We start from the raw sequence: 19,436 nt of genomic DNA, 5'->3' as shown, positions 1-19,436 counted from the left end.
GGCCGGGCCGCGTCCCGGGCCCGGGTGGGCGGGGCCGTCAGGGGCGGCGGGCGCGGACCAGTTCCGCGATGCGGGCGGCGGCGGGCTCCGCGCTCTCGTGTTCCCAGATCCGCACGGCCAGCCAGCCCGCGGCGGCCAGTCGGGCGTCGGTGTCCTCGTCCCGGGCCCGGTTCTTCTCGATCTTCTCGCGCCAGAACGCGGCGTTGTTCTTCGGCCACGTGGCGTGCTCGGGGCAGCCGTGCCAGAAGCAGCCGTCGACGAACACCGCGACCCGGGCGGGCCCGAAGAGGATGTCGGCCTCCCGACGCACGCCCTTCAGGGGCCGCCGGTGCACCCGGTAGCGGAACCCGGCCGCGTGCAGGCTCCGGCGCAGGTTCAGCTCGATGTCCGTGTCACGACTGCGCTGTCTGCTCATCCGAGCACGGACCTGCGAGGTGGTCGAGAGGGCGTCCCTGGGCATGCCGCCATTGTCCCCTCGCCGGAGAGCACCGGCGGCCCGGGGTGGTCACGGGGACGGCGCCGGGCAGGCCGGGACCGGGTGGAGGGCGACGGCCGTGGCGAGGTCCAGGGAGAGTTCGCCCCCGGCGGTCCGCAGCCGGAGCCGGCCGGCCCCGGCGCCCAGGGGCTCACCGCAGTAGGTGCCCGCGGGCGTGGTCACCGTCAGGCGCGGGCCCTCCCTCGAGGGCCCGTACCAGGTCAGCGCCACCGCGGCGGTGAGCAGCGCCGTGCAGGCCAGGGTGGCGACCACCCCCCAGGTCAGGGAGCGGGCCGCCCGCAGGGCCTCCACGTGGCCGGCCGCCACCGGACCCGGGTCCGGCCGGCCGGGCTCCCGGACCGGCAGGGCGGAAACCGCCGGGCGGCCGTGCGCGGCCCGCAACAGCAGCACCGCGCTCACCGTCCCGCAGCCCAGGGCCCCCAGGAGCAGCCCGCCGACCAGCGCCGCGTACGGGGCGGCGAGCGCGGCCACGTCGGTACGGCCCTTGAGCAGCCCGAAGCCCACCAGCCCGGCCAGCAGGGCGCCCAGCCCGTTGCGCCAGGCCAGGGCCGCTTCCCGGACCCGCTCGGACTCCCCGTGGAGCAGCAGCCGGCCGTGCCGGGCGGCGGCCCGGTCCGCGGGGGTGGCGGCGGGGCCGGGGCGGACCGGGCCGCTCACCGGCGGGCCCTCTCCAGCACGACGTTCCAGTACGCGCCGCAGCCCTCCTCGCCCTCGGGCCGGCCCTCGTGCGGGGAACCGCACACGCACAGCACGGGCACGGTGGCCCCGTCCACGCGCCCGCTCCGCGGCCGCGGGTGCCGGAACACCCGCCGGGTGTACGTGAAGGCGAAGGCGCAGCCGCAGCGCGGACAGGTGCCCGTGAGCACCGCCCCGTCCGCGGTGTCGTCCCGCCGCAGCCCGGTGACGTAGGCGGGGGCGTAGGCGGCGTCGGTGACTTCGAGGTACGGGAGCGCGGTCAAGGGCGGCCGCCTTCCGGGGCGCGGGAACCGGGCGGGACGGGCGGCACGCCCGCCCCGGGCTCCGATGCTGGCACGGGACGGGGCCGGGTGAGGGGCCGTTCCCGGGCGTGGTCCGGTCGATTCCCGGGCGGATCCCGCGGGGCGGTCGAAGCGCTCCCCGGGCGGCGGCCGACCGGGCCATGATGGTCCGGATCGGCTTGCTGGGGAGGGGTGTTGGCGGGAATGCCGGAAGAACCGCGGGCGGAACGGGAACGGTGCGGACCGGGGGACGAGGGGGAGCCCGGGGGCGCGGGCGGTGGCGGTGGCGGTGGTGGTCAGGGCGGCTCGGCGGTGGCCGACCGGCTCCGGGAGCTCGTACGCCGGTCGGAGGGGGCGCGTGCGCTGTCGGCCCCGCCGGACGCCGCCCCGACGCCGGGGCATGCGGCGGGTGCGGAACCGGTACCGGGGGCGGATCCGGGACCGGGAGCCCCCGAACGGGAGGCGATGATCGTCGAGTTGCGCGCGCTGCTCGCCGACTCCGGGTCGGGACCGGCGCACGGCTCGGCGGACGGGCCGACGGACGGGCCGGCCCCGGGGCCCGAACTCCTCGCGGCCGCGCGGGCCCGGCTCGGGGCCCTGTTGGGCGCCCGCTGGGCCGAGGGCCGGGAGGAGCGGGACCGGTGGGAGGCGGTCGGTCTGCTGCGCGGGGCCCGGGAGGGCGAGGCGCTGGAGCCCTCCCTGCGGACGGCGGCCGCCCGCGACCTCCTGGTGCTGCTGCTCGGGCCGTACGGGGTGGCCGCGCCGGTCGGGCTGGACCTGCTGCGCGACGTCCTGGACGCCTCGGTGCCGGTGGAGAACGGCGGCCCCGGCCTGATCGAGTCGGTGGGCGAGGTGGAGGCGCTGACCCACGAACTGGCCGCGACCCGGCGGGGCGGGATGCCTCCGGAACTGGGACGGTTCCTGGCCCTGCAGACCCGCATGCAACGGGCCCTCGCCGCCGGGGACGTGTCCACCCTGCTGGGGCTGTTCAAGGAGCTGGAGGAGTCGGAGGCGGCCGTGGTCGGCCCCTTGGCCCCGCTCATCCCCATGCTGCGGCGGATGCTGCCCACGAGCACGGAGGGGTTGACCGAAGCGGACCTCGAGCCGACCACCGCCGCCCAGCAGCGGGAACTGCTGCCGCTCATCGCGATGATGACGGAGTCCTCGCTCCCGGGGACCCTGTCGGCCGAGCAGCTCGCCGAGGTGGTCCGGTCGGCCGGGCGGCCCGGGGCGGAGACCGGGCTGGAGATCAACGACGCCCTGGTGGCCATGGCCCGGACCCTGCTCGGCGGCCGTACCGGTGACCCCGCGCAGTACGAGGAGGCGCTGCGGCTGCTCGGGGTCGCGGAGGGCGAGGGGCGGGAGGATCCGGACCTGCCCTGGTTCGTGCGCGGCGTACTGCCGGGGGTGTTGGGCGCCTCCGGGCTGACCGGGGGCAGCCGGCAGGACCAGGAGGCGGCGGAACGGCTGCTGGCCGGCTCCCTGGAGCCCGGTTCCGGCCCGTTGGTGACCGGGCGCCCGCCGGACCGGCCCGGAGCCCGGGACCTGCTGCTGGCCAACCGTCACATGCTGCTGATGTCCCGGATCACCGCGGCCTCCGGGATCGGGGACGTGCCCGCGCTGGAGACCCTGATCGGGGAGGCCCTGGACCTGCTCGACGAACAGGAGGACGAGGACCGCGACCCGACGCCCCCGGGGGAACCGGCGGATCCGGCGCACCCCACCGGGTCGCCGGGGCACGGCTCGGCCCGGGACGCGTCGAGCCGTGCCTGGCGGACCTTCATGCCGCTCTTCCTGCTGGGGTACGCGCACCTCGCGCGGGCCTCGGCCACCTCGGAGACGGAGGCCCTGCGCAGCGCCGGCCACTACCTGGAGCAGGCGTACGAGAGCGCCGAGGCCGTGCCGTTCCTGCGGTCGATGATGGATGCCCTGTGGGCGCCGGTACTGGCCCTCACCACGGTCCTCGACCCGGACCCGGCGCGGGTGCGGACGGCCGTGGAGCGGGCGCGGGCCTCCCTCCTCGGCCATCCGGTCGTCACCGACCAGCGGGTCCGCACCAGGACCGGGATCGCGATGGCGCTGACCCTCCAGCACCGGGCCACCGGGGATCCGGCGCTGCTCGACGAGGCGCTCGGAGAGCTCGAAGCGGCCCGGGGGGAGCTCACCTCGGAGACCACCGAGGCGGCCGGGGTCCTGTACTGGGAACTCGCCCGGGCCAGGGCGGCCCGGGCGGCCCGGAACGGGGACGCCGCCGAGACGGCGGGTGCGGTGGCGGACGCCCGCGCCTCCCTGCGGGCCGTCGCGGCGCAGGTCCTGCTCCAGGAGGGCGTCCGGCACGGGCTGGAGACGGCCCGGGGCGGAGCGGAGCGCGCGCTGGTGGCCGCCGCGTGGGCGGTGCGCACGGGACACCCCGAAGGGGCGGTGGCCTGCCTGGAGGCGGGACGGGCCCTGGTGTTGGGCGCGGCGGCGGTCACGGCCACGGTGCCCGAGCGGCTGACGGCCCTCGGGGAGGACGATCTCGCCGCACGGTGGCGGGCCTCCCGACCGGGCGCGGCGGAGGAGCCGGAACCGGGGGTGGTCGGCGGGCTGCTCGGCGGCCCGACGGGCGAGCCGGAGCTGCCCAGTGGCCTGCGCCGGCGGGTGCTGGACCGGCTGCGGGGCGCCGGGGACGGGCCGGTGGACGAGGAGCCGGAGCGGACCGCGGCCCGCTTGCGGCTCGCCGTGTCCCGGTCCGGGGCGGACGCCCTGGTGTACCTGGTGCCCGGTACGGCGGGCGAGGAGGGCCGGGCGGTGTTCCTGGTGCCGGACCGGGCGCCGTGGGCGCTGACGCTGCCCGCCCTGTCGGAGGAGGGGCGCGGGCCCGTGGCCGGGTACCTGGCGGCGGCCTCGGTGCGGCACACGGCGCGGCGGGGCGCGGAGCGCTGGGAAACGGCCCTGGAGGAGCTGTGCGACTGGGCGGGTGCCGGCGTCATGGGTCCGCTGCTGACGGAACTCGGCCTGTGGGAGCGGGGGTTGCGGGAGGCGGGCCTCCTGGCCGACCCCGGACCGGCGGCGCCGGTCCGGCTGGTGCTGGTGGCCTGCGGGAACCTGGGCGCGGTGCCCTGGCAGGCGGGCCGCGTGCCGGTGCCCCGGGAGTCGCGGGCGGCGGGCGCCCCGGACACGGTGCGGGTCTGTGAGGTGGCGGTGCTGACGTACGCCGCCTCCGGGAGCGAGTTCCGGCGGGTGGTGCGGGCCCGGCGGGCCGAGCCGGGGCGCGGCCAGGCCCTGGTGTGCGTGCCGGACGGTCTGGACACCGCCGAGGACGAGGTCCTGGCGCTGCGGGACGCCTTCTACCCGCGGGCCGTGCTCTTCGGGCAGTACGACACCCTCCACGAGGTGGTGCCCGAGGGGACCCCGGCCGAGGTGCTGGGGCTGTTCGGGGCCCGGGGGGACGGCCCGGCTCGGCCGGCCGTCGTACACCTGGTGTGCCACGGCACGGCGGGCCCCGACCCGGCCGCCTCCGTCCTGGAGTTGGCCGCGCCGGACGGGGCCGGTTCGGGACGGCTGTCGGTGACGGAGCTCCTCGACATCGCGCCGGCCCCGGAGGCGGAGGGCCGGCCCCTGGTGGTGCTCAGCGCCTGCGAGACGGACCTGAGCACCCGGGACCACGACGAGGCCCTGACCCTCACCACGGCCTTCGCGCACGGGGCCGCCGCGGACGCGGTGGGTTCGCGGTGGCTGGTGGACGACGCGGCCTCGGCGGTCCTGATGACCGTGTTCCACCACCACCTCGCGGCGGGCGCGGCACCGGCGGACGCCCTGCGGGCCGCCCAGCGCTGGATGCTGGCCCCCGCGGCCGGGCGGCCCGGGATCCCCGCCCTGACCCCGCACCTGCGGCGGATCGCCGGGCGTCCGGAGCTCACCGGGACCGCCGCCTGGGGGGCCTTCATCCACCAGGGCAGCCCCGCGCCCCGGCCGCGACCCGAGGCCCCGGCCCCGGACCGTCCCCTCGGGAAGGAGAGCACCCGATGACACCCGACCGACTGATCGCCCTGCTCGCCGCACACGGCCCCCTGCTGCGCGAGAGCCTCGGCCCGGCGGAGCGGGAGGAGCTGGCCGGTCTGTTGCGGGAGCTGGTCGCGGCCGCGGAACCGGCCCCCGAAGGGGCGTCCGCCTCCGATCCGGCCGCCGCCTGGTCCGCCGTGCGCCGCCTCGTCAGGCTGCTGCGGGTGCTCCCGGAGGAGCACCCCGTGGCGCTCGCCCTGCGCGGCACCGTCCGCCTGGCCGGCGGCACCTCGGTGACGGCTCCCGACCCGGCCGCCGTGCGGTCCCTGCTCGCGGCCCTGCACGGGGGCCCCGACCTGGAAGCCGCCGGAGCCGGGTCCCCGGCGGACCCCGATCCGGCCCGGGCCCGGCTGCTGACCGCGCCCTCCCTGGCCGCCGACCGGGTGCCCGGCACCCCGGCCGACAACGGGCTGATCCGGCTGCGGGATCCCGAACGCGGATACCGCTACCCGCTGTTCCAGTTCGCGGCGGGCACCGTCCGGCCGCTGCCGGTGGTCAGCCGGATCAACCGGCTGCTGCTCGCCGACCGCGACCCGTGGGGCGCCGCCGACTGGTGGTTGGGCGGCAACCGCTGGCTCCACGGGGTCCCGGCCGAACTCCTCGGCTCGGTACCGGACGAGGAACTCGACCGGGCCGCCCGCGAACTGGTGGAGGGGGACTGATGGCGCGCCACGTCCCGCCCACCGGGGTGCCGATGGAGCCGATCACCGTGGAACTGCCCGCCGGGACCCGACTGTGGCGCCTGCACCTCGCGCACTACGGTGCCGCCGCCTTCAATCCGAAACTGGCCCACGAGTTCTTCCGCGGCAGCCGGTTCGACGCCACCGAGAAGGATCCGTACTCCTCCCTCTACGCGGCCCTGGACCCGCTCACCGCGCTCTCCGAAGTGCTGCTGAGGTCGATGGAGTTCGACGACGCGACCGGACACCGGCTGGTGCCCTGGGCGCAGGCCCGCCGGTACCGGCTGACGGCCCTGCGGACCGCCGGGCCGTTGACCCTGGTGGACCTGAGCACGGCCGAGGGGCTGGCGGCGGTCTGGCAGGACAGCTGGCTGGTGGACTGCGAGGAGGGGGACTACGCGAAGACGCGGTACTGGGCGCGGCTGATCCGGCAACAGTGCGCGGGGGCCGCCGGTCTGCTGTGGCAGTCGAAGCGGTGCCGCCCGCGGACGGCGCTCCAGCTGTTCGGGGACCGGTGCGGGGCGCTGCCCCCCACCGCCGAGACCGAGGGGGCGCTGAGCCTGGACGATCCGACGGACGTCCGGGAGGTGAACGCCCTGCTGGCCCCGCTGCGGGCACGGATCTCCCTGCCGGAGGACTGAGGGCCCGGGGACCGGGGGCCCGGGCCGAGGACCGGGGCCCCGGGACTGCCGGGCGGGGGCTCGGGCGCGGCGGGGGCTCGGGCCGAGGGGGAGGGTCCGTCCCTCCCCCGGCCGGTCAGTCCGTGCCGGCGGGGCGGCCCAGGGTGACCCGGCAGCTGATCCGGGGGCCGAGCCGGATGAGGGCGCCGTCCCGGAGCGGGTGGGCGACTCCGGTGACCAGGTCGGTGCCGTCGAGGCGGGTGCCGTTGCGCGGGCCGGGCGGTTCCTCGGTGACGGTGGCGGTGCCGTCCGCCGCGACCGCCACGGAGGCGTGCCGGCCGGAGACGGTGCGGTGCGCGGCCAGGGCGCGGGCGGTCCGTGGGGCCCATTCCGGGTCCCGGCCCAGCCCGACCGTGCTGCCGGGCGGCACCGTGAGGGTGAGGTGGACCTCCTGGAAGCGGAGCAGGACGGGCGGGGCCGACGGCCGCGGGGCCTCGGCCGGGGGCGGGGCGGCCCCCGGGCGGGGGCCGCCCGGGAAGGCGGGTGCGGGCCGCGCCGGCACCTCCTCCCACTCCGACCCGTCGGACCCGATGCCGTCACCGTCGTCGGCGCCGTCCCCGATGCCGTCCCCGTCCCCGGCCCCGTCCCCGGCCCCGTCCCCGGGCCGGGGCTCGGGCTCGGCCCCGCCCCCACCTCCGTCTTCGCCCGCGCCCGCGTGTTCGTCTTCGCCTTCGCCTTCTTCCTCGTCCCAGTCCTGGATCCCGGGGGTGGTCATCGTGCCGCCGGCAGCCCTTCGGTCTCGATGGTGATCCCGCCGTCGGCGTCCTCGTGGACCGAGCGGAGCAGCAGGGTGGTGCCGGGACCGGCCCCGGGCCGGTCGAAGACCTCGCAGGCCAGCGGGTTGAGCAGATGGGTCTCCAGCACCATGCCGATGCCCCGTCCGCCGTGCCACAGGTCCCGGGTGCAGTATGCGGCGAGCTGGGCGCGGGCCTCGGGGGACACCTCCAGGCGCAGTCCGTGTTCGGCGGCGAGCCGGCGGCGCACGTTGCCGATCTGGAGGTCGAGGATGCGGGCGGCGGTTTCCTCGGTGATGAATCCGAAGACGACCACGTTGCCGCCGATCCGGTTCATCAGTTCGGGGCGGCCGACCACCGACTCGAAGTGGTGCTTGACGTTGTTCTTCACCCGACGGGACAGCTCCCGGTAGGGGGTGCCCGGTTCGACGATCCAGTGGCGTTCCTTCGTGTCGGGGTCGGTGCGCTGGACGCCCAGGTTGGAGGTGAAGATCAGCACGCATTCGCTGAAGTGGGTGGTGACGCCCTGGCCGTCGGTGAGGCGGCCGTCCTCCAGGAGCTGGAGGAACTTGTCGAGGACTCCCGGCGCGGCCTTGTCGATCTCGTCGAAGAGGATGACGCGGAAGGGGTCGGCGCGGACGGCCCGGGTGAGTTCGCCGCCCGCTTCGAAGCCGACGTAGCCGGGCGGGGCGCCGACGAGACGGTCCGCGGAGTGTTCCGCGGAGAACTCGCTCATGTCGAAGCGCAGGTACGCCTGGTCGCTGTCGAAGAGGACGGAGGCCACGGCCTTGGCGAGTTCGGTCTTGCCGGTGCCGGTGGGGCCGGCGAAGAACAGCGTGCCGCGGGGCCGGTGGCCGGAGCCGCCCGCCTGCGCGCCGGACAGGCCGAGGGCCGCGCGCTTGAGGATGGCGAGGGTCATGGCGACGGCGGCCTCCTGGCCGAGGACCCGCTCGGGGATGGTCCGTTCCCCCTGGAGGATGCGGCGGCGGATCTCGTCCCGGCGCCAGGGGTTCTTCTCCACGCCGAGCCGGTAGACGCGGACGGCGTCGGGCATCGCGGTGAAGGGCATGCGTCGGGCCAGTGCCAGGGTGGTGCTCTCGCGCATGTCGCGCAGGGTGAGGCCGACGGCGGCGCGGGCGAAGGAGTCCGCGGCCTCTTCCGGTCCGGCGGGCGCCGGGCCGGTCCCGGGCTCCCCCGCTCGTGCCCCGGGGACGGCCGTACCGGGGTCGGGCCGCAGGCGGTCGGCCTCCGCGTGCTCCCGGGCCAGGACGTCGGCCATCCGGCGGCGCTCGTCCGCGTCGGGCTCGGGGACGGCGATGGTGCGGATCCGGGCGCTGCCGGACACCAGCCAGCCGGGCAGGTCCCGTTCCCCGTCGGTGAGCCACACCAGGGGGTTGTACAGCCGGGGCGCGGTGCGCAGGGCGGTGGGGGTGAGGGCGGCCGGGTGCGGGGGGATCGGGGGTGCGGAGTCGGCGAGCCGGAGGCAGGCGAGGAAGAAGTCCCGTTCGGCCTCGCCCGGTCGGGCGGGGTCGGTGGCGAGTCGTCCGGCGTGGTCGATGATCAGGGCCACCCGCAGCGGGGGCAGGGGGCGGCCGTCCGGTCCGGCGGTGGAGCGGCGGTCGGCCCAGCCGGTGGCGAGTTCCGCGAGCTGCGGGAAGGCTTCCATGAGTTGGGGCGGTCGTGCGGAGCGGCCGGCCCGGGTCAGGGCGGAGGGGCCGCTCGCGAGGAGGTACTCGACGGTCTCCCGTTCGGGGCCGGTGAGGACGCTGAACCCGGCGATCTGGTCGTAGCGGACGAGGGCCTGGTACCCGTGCGGGCGGAGCGAGTTCCACAGCACCTCGGCCAGTTCGTGGTGGCGGTCCCCGCGCGGGTGGGCGACGAGGTGGAGGTCGCGGATGTTGCCGTAGAGGACGTACTGGGAGTGGACGGCGAGGGTGCCGACGAGTTCTTCGACGAACAGGGGGATGCGGGGGCCGGTGGCGCCGGGGGCGGCCTCCCGGGGCGGCTCGGGCCGTTTGGTCAGGCGGTCGTGGCGGCCGGTGTCCGGGCCGCCGGTGGGGGTGTCCGGCCCCTGGCGCGGGGTGCGTCGTTCGGTCGGGTCGGTGGTGGTCATCGTCCGCTGCTCCTTCGTTCCTCGCCCACCCGGCGCGCGCGGCGGGCTTCCTCGGGTCGGCGGCCGGCGGGCGCGGCCCCGGCCGCGGTGTCCTCGCCGGGGTCCGCTCCGGTGTCCTCGCCGGGGTCCGCGCCGCCGTCCAGGACGAGGGCGCCGTCCTCGCCGCGCACCCCGGCGACGGCGCGCCCGGACTCGGTGAAGTCCAGGGGCAGTTCCAGTCCGAGTCGGGCCGCGGCGGTGCGCAGTTCCTCCAGGTGGCCGCGGGCCTCGCGGCAGCGTTGCGCGTCGAGGGCCAGGTCGGCGGTGGTCCGCGGTCCGGGGCCCTCCCGGTACATGGTGACGAGTTCGGTGACGCCGTCGCGGACGGTGATGCGCAGCCAGTGGCCGGGCCACCAGCCGCCGGGGGTGAGGTCGAAGCGGAGCGGGGCCTCCGGGGTGCCCGGGGCGGCGGTCCGGGCCCCGTCGGGCGGGCCGCCCCGTTCGGCGAGCCGGCGGACGGCCCGCTCCAGGAGTTCGCGGGTGTAGCGGCACTCCAGGTCGGCGAGGCGTTCCTCGACCTTGCGGTCCACGGCCCGTTCCTCCTCGGTGGTGAGGGGTCTGCCCTCCTCCAGGGCCTTGCGCAGCAGGGCGGTCTCCTCGGGGGCCGGGGGGAGGGGCGGCTGTCCGGGGGGTGCGGCGGTGACGAGGAAGTCGAGGCGGACGGCGGCCTTCTCCAGGGCGGCCGCGCGGGCCCGGGCCGTGCGGTTGGCGTCGGCGACGAAGCGGCGGGCCTCGCGCAGGTGGGTGCGGGCCTTGTCGGGGCGCTCCGCGGCGCAGGCCACGGCGTGCCGGACGGCGGTGACGGCCAGTTCGGCGTCGGTCCGGTCGGCCGCCGGGTCGAGGAGGGCGAGCAGGGCGGTGCCGGTCTCCACGGCGGTGCCGGGGTCCAGGGCCTCTCGGCCGGGGGGCTGCGGCAGCGGGGCGGGGGCGGCCGCGGGCTCGGCGGGCAGGGCGCGCAGGGCGGCCTCCCGGCGGGCCCGGGCGCGCCGGCGCCAGGACTCCTCGGCCGCCGGGTCCGCGTCGACGCGCACGACCTGTTCGGTGGTCCAGAGCGCGTGGGCGGTCTCGGCTTCGTGGAGGGCCTTCTCCAGGACGGCCAGGTCCCGGCGGAGCACGTCCAGGCGGGTGCCGACGCAGACGAGCGCGGGCGGGAGGTCCGGCAGGGGTGGTGGGGGCGTGTCCGGCAGGGTGCGGTAGGCGGTGCGGCGGATCCGGGCCAGCAGGGCGAGGCGGCGGGCGTTGGCGCGGACGGCGGCGAAGGCGGCGGCCTCCCACTGGGCGGCGGCCGCCGCCGCCTCGGCCTGTGCGCGTTCCAGGCATTCCTGTTCCGCCGCGGCCCGTACCGCCGCGCTGGTGAGGACGTGGGCGCCGACCATGGCGGCGCGGCCGACGAGCAGGGCTCCGCTGAGCGCGCCGAGGGCCACGGCGGCCGGTTCGAGGAGTTCCCCGAGCAGGTGTCCGGCGGAGTCCAGGGCGTGGCCGCCCGCGGCCCGGACGCCTTCGGTGAGGGAGTCGGCGGTGGGCAGGCCGGCGAGGGCCTGGTGGGCGGTGTCGCCGAGGGAGCCGAAGGAGCCGAGGGTCCCGGCGGCGTCGGCCGCTCCACTCGCCCCGACGGGGTCGGCGTAGCCGATGCCCGGCAGGATCTCGGCGATCGACGGGTAGGCCTGGCCGTAGCTCATCGGTTCCTCCGGGTGGGCGGGACGGCGGTCGGCGGGGCGGGGCGGGGACGGTGGGGGGCGGTCGGGCCGCCTCGGGCCGACCGGACCCGGTTCCGCCGGCGCAGTGCCCTGTGTACGGTCCAGGCGGCGAGGGCGGTGACGGTGGCCAGGGGCCACAGCCAGGGCACCGTGGTCACGGCGAGGGTTCCCGTGACCACCACGGCGATCAGGGCCAGGGCCACGAGGGCCTGGCCGAGGCGGCCGCGGGCGCGGGCGGCCCGGGAGGGCCGGCCTCCGGTGCGGATCAGGAATCCGGCGAGGGAGCGTCGCGGGTGGTAGCCCTGCGGGCCGATGTAGAGGGCGATCCACAGTTCCAGGGCGAACACGACCGCGGCGGCGGGCAGCGCCAGCAGCCAGGCACGGACCACCTCCACTTGGGCGGTCCCGTCGTGGAGGTCGGCGAGCCCGATGAGGAAGGTCCACGGCGCGGTGAGGAGGGTGGCGCCCAGCAGGGCCCAGCCGAGGACGGGTTCGCGGTCCTGCCGGCGGAGCCAGGCGTACCGGGCGTCGGTCTCCCGCGCGAGGAGGAGTTCGGCCTCTTCCACGGCGATTTCCGTCAGGCGCTGTTCGGCCTCTCGGCGGGCCTGGCCGTGGAGGAGCAGGGCGGCCAGGAGGCGGAGGGGGTGGTCGGGGTCGGCGCGCAGGGACCGGTACCAGGTGGGGCAGGGGCCGTCGTTGCGGTTCCAGGTGGTGCGGGCGGTGAGTTCGCGGGTGGTGCGGAGGGGTTCGCGGGCCAGGGCGAGGAGCCGGGCGTCGAGGTCGGGGGCCCGGTGCAGGAGGCGTTGGGCGGTGCGCCGGTCCTCGGGGCCGCCGCGGGCGTCGAGGTCCGCGGTGGCCTGCCGCCAGTGGTCGCGGTGCCCGCGCCAGCGGCGTTCGACCTCGTCCAGTCCCTCGCCGCCGGGGCGGGCGGCGAGCAGGGGCAGGAGTTCGTGGCGGGCGAGGGAGGCGACGAGCGCGTGGGCGTGGTCGTCGCCCTCGACGACGGCGCGGGTCAGGTCGGCGATGCCGGGGCCGTCGAGGTGGGTCCCCCGCCAGGAGGCGGGGAGGGCCGGGCCCATCCAGTTGAGCAGGCGCAGCAGGGTGGCCGGGGCCGGTGGGCGGGCCAGTTCCGCGGTGAGGGAGCGGAGTTCGGCGGCGTCCTCGGGGGACCGGCCGGGGGCGTCCGCGAACGGGGCCAGCCAGGTGGTCAGTCGGGTGCGGCCGCGGGAGCCGCGCAGCAGGTCCTCCGCGGCGCGCCACTGCACGTCGAGGGCGCGGGCCAGCTCCTCGGTGCCGGTGAACTCGCGGCCGAGGAAGGCGAAGGGCTCGACGGGCGGCGGTGGGGGCAGGGTGCCGGGTGCGGCGCCGGAGGTCCTGGGCACCACGGTGGGCGAGCCGCCGGCCAGCCACTCGGCGACTTCCCCGGCGCCCCAGCGGTGGGCGGGGGCGCGGGTGAGGAGGCCCTGGCAGAGCATCAGCAGCCGGGGGTCGGTGACCAGGGGCAGTTCGGGGTCGTGGGTGGCGATCTCGGCGAGGACCTCCCGTTCGCCGCGGAAGTCGATGGGGTGCCGGCCGCCCGCGAGCTCGGCCGTGATCATGCCGAGGGACCACCAGTCGGCGGCGGCGGTGATGGTCTGCTGGAGGACGGCGGCCTCGGGGGCCACGTAGAGGGCCTTGCCCTGCCAGGGGCGGCGGGGTGCGGAGTCCTCGTCGCCGGTGTGCACGGCGGCCCCGAAGTCGACGAGGACCAGGTCGAGTCGGTCGTCGTTCTGGACGCGGACGACGATGTTGTCGGGGGTGAGGTCGCGGTGCGCGATCTGCCGGTCGTGGACGGCGGTCAGGGCGGCGTGCAGCTGGGTCACGGCGGCGCGCACCAGCCCGGGCGGCAGCGGTCCGGGCCGCCGGGCGTGGTACTGGGCCAGCGTGGTCTCGCCGTAGGAGGGCAGCAGTTCGTACGGGTGGCCGTCGGCGGTGCCGTGTTCGAGGACGCGCGGGACGTGTCCGCCGAGGTCGCCCGTGAGGGCTCGGCGGACCTGCGGGTCGGGGGCGTGCGAACGGTGGTACAGCTTCAGCACCAGGGGCACGTCGGGGGCGAGGTGGCGGGCCTCGCGGTCCTTGACCCGCAGGACCACGGCCCGGGCGGGACCCGTGGCCTCGCCGACCACCTCGGTGAGGTCGAGGCGGTCCGCGAGCGAGTCCGGCACCCGGTCGAGGTGGCGCCGGGTCTCGACGGTACCGCCGGAATCCGTGCCGAATCCCTCCGGATCCCATTCCGTGCGGGGCACGGTCGTCATGAGTTCCCCCTTCCCACGGGAATCCCGATGCATAAATGCACGGAATTTCCCGGAGCATGTACGACAACCCTTCCGAAAGGTGCCGGAACAGCGGAGCATTCCGCCGATCCGGTCGCGTCCGGGAAGAGATCGTTCCGAACTTCCGGTTCCCGGCCGGGCCCCCGTGACGGCCCGCCGGGATTATCGTGTCGGGCATGAGCCAGCAGATCCCCGCGGGTCCCGCGGCCGGGCGCTCCCCCGCCGCGCCGGAACCCGGCCCGCTCAGTCACGCCCTGCTCGCCGAGGAGCTGCGCGCCCTGCGCCGGCCCGGACTGGCCGCGCTCCGGCGGCTGCCCGAGGGGGCACTGCTGCGGGCCGCCTCCGCCGCCGGGCACCTCGACGATCCCGCCGACGGGGCGGCGGCCGTGGAGGCCCTGCTGCACGCCGCCGTCCGGCGCCTGGCCGCCGCCCCCGGGCCCGGGGAAGGGGCCCAGGGACGGGCGGATCCCCTGGGTCGGGCCGCCGCCCACACCTTCGGACTCCTGCCGGGTCGGCGCGGCGCCTCCGCCCAGGACCGCCGGAAGGCGGCGGCCGCGGTGTACGGGGTGACCCCCGAGCGGTTCCGGCGCGGCCAGGAACAGGAGGTCATATCCGAACTGGCGGGCGCCGTACTGTCGTTGACCCGCGAACCGGCGCCCCGGCCGGCGGCGTCCGGTCCGGTGGACGCATGGCCCGACCCGCCCGCGCCGACGGCCGGACCGGGCCGCGGAACGGCGGCGACGGGCCGGGTGTTCGTCCACCTCTCCGCCATGGAACTCCTCCGGGACATCGACGTGTTCGTCTCCTCGGAGAACACCCACCTGGAGATGTCGAAGACCTTCCGCCCGACGGTCTCCGGCGCGCTGCGCCGGGCCGCGGCCGTCCGCGGCCCGGGCGGCGGCATCGAGGACGACGTCCTGGCCCGGGAGCTGGCCGCCTGGTCGGCCGCGCACGGCCGCACCGGCCTGCCGGTGCGGCCCGGCACGGTGGTACCGACCCCCGCCGGGGCCCTGGCCGCGCGGGGCGTCCGGCGGGTCTACCACGCCGCCGTGGTCCGCCCCCTCGCGGACGGGGTCCGCTACCACGTGGAGCCCCAGGACCTGGCCGAGGCGGTGGCGGCCGTCTTCGCCCTGGCGGAGGCCGAACGGGACTCCTACGAACCGCCGTTGTCCTCGATCTGCTTCCCCCTGCTCGGAGCCGGGCAGGGCGGCCTTCCCCCCGCGAAGGCCGCCCGCTGGCTGCTCTGGGCCGTCCGGGAGGAACTGGCCCGGCGCCCCGCCTGGACGGTGCACTTCGCCACCCGACGGCCCGACCTGGCCCGTCTCCTCACGGACGCCAGCTCCGCTCCCTGAGCCGCAGCCCACGTTCCCCCGACCACCTCTCGTAGAAAGCGAGTTCTCCCCGGGACGGCACGCCCAGCAGATGGGCCGACGGCCCCCGCCCGGGCGCCCCGGGCTCCACCACGACCTGCACCGCGGGGCCAGTGGCCCGCTCCCGCAGGTACGGCGCGTACCGGGCCAGTCCCAACAGGGTCCGGGGCAACAGGCGTTGGTTCTCCGAGCCCCGCCACACCAGCGCGGTCGGCTCGGCGATCCGGAACCGCCCGGCCACCACGGCGTCCGCGTGCCGCAGGGCGCGCAGCCGCTCCGGACCCCACTCCTCCTCCTCGTATCCGGTGTAGACGAGGAGGTCGGGGTACGGGCCCGGCCGGGTCCCCCCGGGCCGACCGGGCCCGTACCCCTCCCCCGCCCCCGCCGCGGGGCCCCCGGCCGGAGACCCCGTCGGATCCCCCGCGGCCTCCCGGCGCAACCGGTCGGCCCCGGCGAGGAACTCGGCGAGCCCGTCGGCCTGTTCCAGGGGCTCCCCGCCGCTGACGGTGAGCCCCTCGGCCCCCGCCGACAGGGCCTCCCGCCACAGGTCGAGCAGCTCGACGACGGTGGTGCTCCGACCGGCGCCGGCCTCCCAGGTGTGCCGGGACATGCATCCCGCGCAGGCCAGCGGACAGCCCTGGAACCAGACCCCCAGACGGCGGCCCGGACCCAGCGTCCGCAACGGGAAATGCGTCCCGCTGATTTCGATGCGCACACCATCCTCCCCCCTCGGACGGGAATCGAGTATCAACGTAATCGGCGGCTCTCCGCAAACAGTTCGGCGGATTGTTCCGGTTGTTTTCCGGTCGCCCCCCGGGCGAGTTCGGGGAGCGCCCCACGGGATCGGGAAATCCATGGAATGGCCGGCCCTTTTCTGCTTTCCTTCCGGTGGCCCGCTCCGTTCGGAGCGGACCGCGGAGAAGGGGGAATCCGTCACCGTGATCGCCACCGACCAGGTCAGAGGACCTGCCCGCAGGGCCCGGCTGGGGCGGCTCACCGCCCTCCGCGCCCGCCGCCGCGGCCGTCGGGACGCCGCCGCCCTGCGCCCACTGCTCCCGGAGGGGCCGGGCGGCCGGCGGGAGGGCGCTCCGCCGTTCCCCGAGATCGTCACCCCGTTCGTGATGGAGACCCGCACGGACGCCCTGCGGGCCGCCGGTCAACTGCGCGCCCGCATGCTCCGCGAGGAGCGCCGGGCCATCACCGCCCTGCACGCCGAATCGGTGCGCGTGGTCACCCAGTACGACCTGCGCGGCGATCCGCTGCCGGCCGCGCTGGCCCGCTACGGGCGGATGGTCGGGGCCTGGCGGACCCGGGCGGAGGTGTGCCGGGCGCACGCCTGGGCCCTGACCCAGGAGGCCAACCAGCGGCTGGCCTGCTACTGGGACGCGGTCTGGCGCACCGTGCAGGAGGACCGGGCGCGGGAGCTCCGGGAGGCCGCCCGCCGCGCCCGGACCGGCCGGCACGCCGCCGGACCCGCGCCGGCCCCGGCACCCCCCGGACCGGCCGCCGCAGGCACGGCGGGTCGGGCGGGTCACCCGGGGTACCCGGGTCCGGCGGGTCCGACCGGCCCCACGGCGCCCCCCGGTGTCGGGGCGCACCCGGGTGGGGACCCGGGGCCCGCCCCCCGGCCCGCGCACTGGCTGCCCGGTCGGGTCGTGCTCGGCACCGACTGGGACGACGTGGACGCCTGGCTGCTGCGGGGCCCCACCCCCGGCCGGGCCCCGAGCGCCCCGCTGCGACAGCCCGCCCTGGTACGGGCCCTGGAGATCCTGGACACGCAGAACGGGCACGCCCCGCCGGGCGGTCCGGGCACCGGGGCACACCGCTCCCCCGGCACCGGAGGGCCGGTCCGATGAGCGCCCGCGCGGCCCGACGGTTCCGCCCCCTGACGCTGCTGCCCGCGGCCCTGTTGCTGCCGCTCCTCACCACCGGCTGCTCGGAACCGCCGGAGGCACTGGAGACGCCCTGCTCCGTGGTCGTGGACGGCTCGGGCTCCGGATCCCCGGACAAGGGCTTCGACGCCAAGGCCAAGTTGGACGCCACGATCGTGCTGTTCCTCAAGGACCGCGACTGCGGCAAGGTCTCCTTCGCACCGATCACCCGTTCCTCGCTGGCCTCGCCCTGCCGGGTGGACGACGTGGACCTGGACCCGCCGACCCGGAGCACCGACGACGTGCCGGCCATCCGGGAACGGGCCCTCGGCAAGGCGGTCCGGGCGGGGCGCTCCCTGCTGGAGTGCGCCCAGCGGACCCAGCCCGGTTCGGACGTGCTCGGGGGGATCACCCGCGCCGCGCAGGGCCTGCCCGCGGGCTCGGGCCGGCCGGCCCTGCTCGTGGTCAGCGACTTCGAACAGGCCGACCCGGAGTTCTCCCTGACCCCGAAGTCCATCGCCGACCCGGCGGAGCGGGGGCGGGCCGTCGAGAAGCTGCTCGGCTCCCGCGGCACACCGCCACTGGAGGGGACCGACGTGTACCCGGTCGGGTACGGCATGAGCCGGTGGGCGAAACCCAGCGCGTACGAGCCCTTCGACGCCTTCTGGACGGAGATCCTGGAGAGGAGGAGCAAGGCCCGTGTCCACGACGACTTCAAGCGCTGACCCGGGGCGCCGGCCGCTGCGGGAACGGCTCGCCCGCCCCTTCCGACGCCGGCCCGGCGGACCGGCGGGCGGCACGGCCCGCGCGGCCGGCACCGCGGGGGGACCCGGGGTCCGCAGGATCCCGGTGGCCGTCCCGGCCCGACAGGAACGCCGACTCCGCACCACCTCCACCCGGCTGGGTCGCCGGGCCGCGAAGTCCGGGGCCCTGGACCCCTGGGTCCTCGCGAGCGGGCAGCGCGTGCCGTACTTCGCCGAACTGGCCGCCGTGCGCGACCACCTCAGCGCCCGCCTGGTGGAGGACGCCGCCCGGGAGGAGGAGCGGGAACGGTCCCGGCGGGGCCTCGCCGTCTCCGGCGCGGCGACCTCGGAGGCCGAGGTGGGACGCCTGGACGGGGAACTGCGGGCCGTCCGACGCTCGCGGGCCTCCACCGAGGAGCAGCTGAACCGGCTGGCGGCGCGCGCCGTCCGCTGGGAGGAGTTCCGCGACGGCGTCCGGGCCCGGATCGAGGAACGCTGGCTGCGCACCCGCTTCGGGGACCCGGGCGGGGACGGGTCGTCGACCGGCCCGGCCGAGGGCCCCGCGGTCGCGGACGACGCCGCGCACGGCGAGGAGGGCGGGGACGGCGAGGACGGCTCGGGGGCCCGCGGGCGATCGACGGACCCGACCGTCTCCGGCGTCCCCCTCGGCGAGGGCTGGCAGGAGCTGGGGCACCCCCCGGCGTCCGACCGGGACGGGTCCGGGGACCGGACCACGCGCACGGCTCCCGGGTCGGCCGACGGCGCGGACGCCTTCGCCGGGGTCCGGATGCAGGTGGACGCGGCGCGGTGGGAGGGGCTGCGGGCCCGGCCGGGCCTTCCCGCGTGGATGGTGTACGGGCTGCTGCTCGTCGTCGCGGCGGTGGAGGTGCCGATCTACTGGATCGCCTTCCAGCCCTTCCACGGCACCGGCAGCGCGGAGGCCGACTCGCTGTCCGGCACCCTCGCCGTCTCGGCGGCGCTGGTCATGGTGGTCGTACCGCACCTGGCCGGGCGGGCACTGCGGAGCCGGGCGGCCACGGGGGCGGCCCGACTCGTGAGCGCGCCCGCGCTGGCTCTGATCGCGGTGTGGGCGTGGGCGACCTGGGCCCTGGGCGACCTGCGTTCGAAGCTGGTCTTCCGGGAGGATTCCGTGCCCGACACCGGCCCGGACCTGGCCGACGTGCCCGGCCTGAGCGGGTCGACGCCCTCCCTGGTGGACAGTCTGCACCTGGAGCCGACCACAGTGACCTGGATGTTCATGTCCCTGCTGCTGCTGTCCGGCGGGATCGGGCTGCTGCTGGGCCTGCTGCGGGAGCACCCGTACCTGGACGCCTACCGGTCCGCCCTGGAGCGGGAGGCCGAGCTGACGCGGGCCCGGGACACGGCGGCGGAGGTCGCCGGCCGGCTGCGCGCGCTGGAGGACACCGCCCCGGACCAGCGGGAGCTGCGGGCCGCCGTGCTGCGGGCCCGACAGCAGGCGGTCGCCGACCTGTACGAGTCGGCGGCGGGCGCCTACCTCCAGGGCCTGATCGAGAAGGCCGGTGACCCCGCCGTCACGGAGGCCGCCATGCGGCTGGCCGAGCAGCGGCCGCTCCTGCGGCTGCCCGCGGCCCGCTGACGGGCACCGACCGGCGGGGAACGACCGAGGGGCGGGGGGGGGGGGGGAGTTAGAGGAGGCCA

At 77.3% G+C, this 19,436-nt stretch carries 15 protein-coding genes; 7 read left to right on the top strand and 8 right to left on the bottom strand.

The features are described 5' to 3' along the window. Positions 1-37 precede the first annotated feature (37 nt). From ABTZ17_RS30515 to ABTZ17_RS30505, 3 genes are read right to left on the bottom strand one after another with little or no spacing between them, the layout of a single operon-like run. Positions 38-460: a very short patch repair endonuclease gene (locus ABTZ17_RS30515; protein WP_352199007.1), complete on the bottom strand. Its 423-nt coding sequence runs from the start codon at positions 458-460 to the stop codon at positions 38-40. Positions 461-505: 45 nt separating this feature from the next. Further along, positions 506-1,153 carry a hypothetical protein gene (locus ABTZ17_RS30510; RefSeq protein WP_352199006.1) on the bottom strand — a complete coding sequence of 216 codons (648 nt, stop codon included), beginning with the start codon at positions 1,151-1,153 and terminating at the stop codon, positions 506-508. Then, positions 1,150-1,455: a hypothetical protein gene (locus tag ABTZ17_RS30505; protein WP_352199005.1), complete on the bottom strand. Its 306-nt coding sequence runs from the start codon at positions 1,453-1,455 to the stop codon at positions 1,150-1,152. The genes ABTZ17_RS30510 and ABTZ17_RS30505 overlap by 4 nt, the downstream gene beginning before the upstream one ends. 483 nt (positions 1,456-1,938) lie before the next feature. Here ABTZ17_RS30505 and ABTZ17_RS30500 point away from each other — a divergent pair, with 483 nt between their 5' ends. The 3 genes from ABTZ17_RS30500 to ABTZ17_RS30490 are packed head-to-tail and all read left to right on the top strand — an operon-like array spanning position 1,939 to position 6,838. Then, complete coding sequence (locus tag ABTZ17_RS30500) at positions 1,939-5,484, top strand: CHAT domain-containing protein (RefSeq protein WP_352199004.1); 3,546 nt, start codon at positions 1,939-1,941, stop codon at positions 5,482-5,484. Next, positions 5,481-6,179, top strand: a complete 699-nt coding sequence (locus tag ABTZ17_RS30495) for a hypothetical protein (RefSeq protein WP_352199003.1) — start codon at positions 5,481-5,483, stop codon at positions 6,177-6,179. The genes ABTZ17_RS30500 and ABTZ17_RS30495 overlap by 4 nt, the downstream gene beginning before the upstream one ends. Then, positions 6,179-6,838: an RES family NAD+ phosphorylase gene (locus ABTZ17_RS30490; protein ID WP_352199002.1), complete on the top strand. Its 660-nt coding sequence runs from the start codon at positions 6,179-6,181 to the stop codon at positions 6,836-6,838. The genes ABTZ17_RS30495 and ABTZ17_RS30490 overlap by 1 nt, the downstream gene beginning before the upstream one ends. A gap of 115 nt (positions 6,839-6,953) precedes the next feature. On the opposite strand, the gene ABTZ17_RS30485 is transcribed toward ABTZ17_RS30490, so the two are convergent. The 4 genes from ABTZ17_RS30485 to ABTZ17_RS30470 are packed head-to-tail and all read right to left on the bottom strand — an operon-like array spanning position 6,954 to position 13,754. Continuing rightward, on the bottom strand, positions 6,954-7,592 hold the full coding sequence (locus tag ABTZ17_RS30485; RefSeq protein ID WP_352199001.1) for an FHA domain-containing protein: 639 nt from the start codon (positions 7,590-7,592) through the stop codon (positions 6,954-6,956). Next, positions 7,589-9,724, bottom strand: a complete 2,136-nt coding sequence (locus tag ABTZ17_RS30480; protein ID WP_352199000.1) for an AAA family ATPase — start codon at positions 9,722-9,724, stop codon at positions 7,589-7,591. The genes ABTZ17_RS30485 and ABTZ17_RS30480 overlap by 4 nt, the downstream gene beginning before the upstream one ends. Next, positions 9,721-11,442: a hypothetical protein gene (locus ABTZ17_RS30475; RefSeq protein ID WP_352198999.1), complete on the bottom strand. Its 1,722-nt coding sequence runs from the start codon at positions 11,440-11,442 to the stop codon at positions 9,721-9,723. The genes ABTZ17_RS30480 and ABTZ17_RS30475 overlap by 4 nt, the downstream gene beginning before the upstream one ends. After that, positions 11,439-13,754 (bottom strand): protein kinase domain-containing protein, encoded by a 2,316-nt coding sequence (locus ABTZ17_RS30470; RefSeq protein WP_352198998.1) that lies wholly within the window; start codon positions 13,752-13,754, stop codon positions 11,439-11,441. The genes ABTZ17_RS30475 and ABTZ17_RS30470 overlap by 4 nt, the downstream gene beginning before the upstream one ends. A gap of 194 nt (positions 13,755-13,948) precedes the next feature. On the opposite strand from ABTZ17_RS30470, the gene ABTZ17_RS30465 reads away from it, so the two are divergent. After that, entirely contained in the window at positions 13,949-15,124 is a 1,176-nt protein-coding gene (locus ABTZ17_RS30465) for a macro domain-containing protein (RefSeq protein WP_352198997.1), read from the top strand. Here ABTZ17_RS30465 and ABTZ17_RS30460 read toward each other — a convergent pair. Further along, positions 15,099-15,857 carry a 4Fe-4S single cluster domain-containing protein gene (locus tag ABTZ17_RS30460; protein WP_352198996.1) on the bottom strand — a complete coding sequence of 253 codons (759 nt, stop codon included), beginning with the start codon at positions 15,855-15,857 and terminating at the stop codon, positions 15,099-15,101. The genes ABTZ17_RS30465 and ABTZ17_RS30460 overlap by 26 nt on opposite strands. Positions 15,858-16,080: 223 nt before the next feature. On the opposite strand from ABTZ17_RS30460, the gene ABTZ17_RS30455 reads away from it, so the two are divergent. Genes ABTZ17_RS30455 through ABTZ17_RS30445 form a run of 3 tightly spaced genes read left to right on the top strand, consistent with a single transcriptional unit; the run spans position 16,081 to position 19,374 of the window. After that, on the top strand, positions 16,081-16,998 hold the full coding sequence (locus ABTZ17_RS30455; protein ID WP_352198995.1) for a hypothetical protein: 918 nt from the start codon (positions 16,081-16,083) through the stop codon (positions 16,996-16,998). After that, positions 16,995-17,738, top strand: coding sequence for a hypothetical protein (locus ABTZ17_RS30450; protein ID WP_352198994.1), 744 nt, complete (start codon positions 16,995-16,997; stop codon positions 17,736-17,738). Before ABTZ17_RS30455 ends, ABTZ17_RS30450 begins: the two co-directional genes overlap by 4 nt. Then, complete coding sequence (locus ABTZ17_RS30445; RefSeq protein ID WP_352198993.1) at positions 17,713-19,374, top strand: hypothetical protein; 1,662 nt, start codon at positions 17,713-17,715, stop codon at positions 19,372-19,374. Before ABTZ17_RS30450 ends, ABTZ17_RS30445 begins: the two co-directional genes overlap by 26 nt. Positions 19,375-19,436: the final 62 nt, after the last annotated feature.

Origin of the sequence: Streptomyces sp. NPDC097619 (assembly GCF_040302735.1) — a bacterium.
Classification (GTDB): domain Bacteria; phylum Actinomycetota; class Actinomycetes; order Streptomycetales; family Streptomycetaceae; genus Streptomyces.
Note: the sequence above shows the minus strand (reverse complement) of the source record. Positions and strands in the feature narration are given on the sequence as shown.

Coding starts and splice junctions, on each gene's coding strand:
- ABTZ17_RS30490 (WP_352199002.1), top strand. CDS start 6,179: ATGGCGCGCCACGTCCCGCCCACCGGGGTGCCGATGGAGCCGATCACC.
- ABTZ17_RS30450 (WP_352198994.1), top strand. CDS start 16,995: ATGAGCGCCCGCGCGGCCCGACGGTTCCGCCCCCTGACGCTGCTGCCC.
- ABTZ17_RS30470 (WP_352198998.1), bottom strand. CDS start 13,754: ATGACGACCGTGCCCCGCACGGAATGGGATCCGGAGGGATTCGGCACG.
- ABTZ17_RS30485 (WP_352199001.1), bottom strand. CDS start 7,592: ATGACCACCCCCGGGATCCAGGACTGGGACGAGGAAGAAGGCGAAGGC.
- ABTZ17_RS30515 (WP_352199007.1), bottom strand. CDS start 460: ATGCCCAGGGACGCCCTCTCGACCACCTCGCAGGTCCGTGCTCGGATG.
- ABTZ17_RS30465 (WP_352198997.1), top strand. CDS start 13,949: ATGAGCCAGCAGATCCCCGCGGGTCCCGCGGCCGGGCGCTCCCCCGCC.
- ABTZ17_RS30480 (WP_352199000.1), bottom strand. CDS start 9,724: ATGACCACCACCGACCCGACCGAACGACGCACCCCGCGCCAGGGGCCG.
- ABTZ17_RS30495 (WP_352199003.1), top strand. CDS start 5,481: ATGACACCCGACCGACTGATCGCCCTGCTCGCCGCACACGGCCCCCTG.
- ABTZ17_RS30475 (WP_352198999.1), bottom strand. CDS start 11,442: ATGAGCTACGGCCAGGCCTACCCGTCGATCGCCGAGATCCTGCCGGGC.
- ABTZ17_RS30500 (WP_352199004.1), top strand. CDS start 1,939: ATGATCGTCGAGTTGCGCGCGCTGCTCGCCGACTCCGGGTCGGGACCG.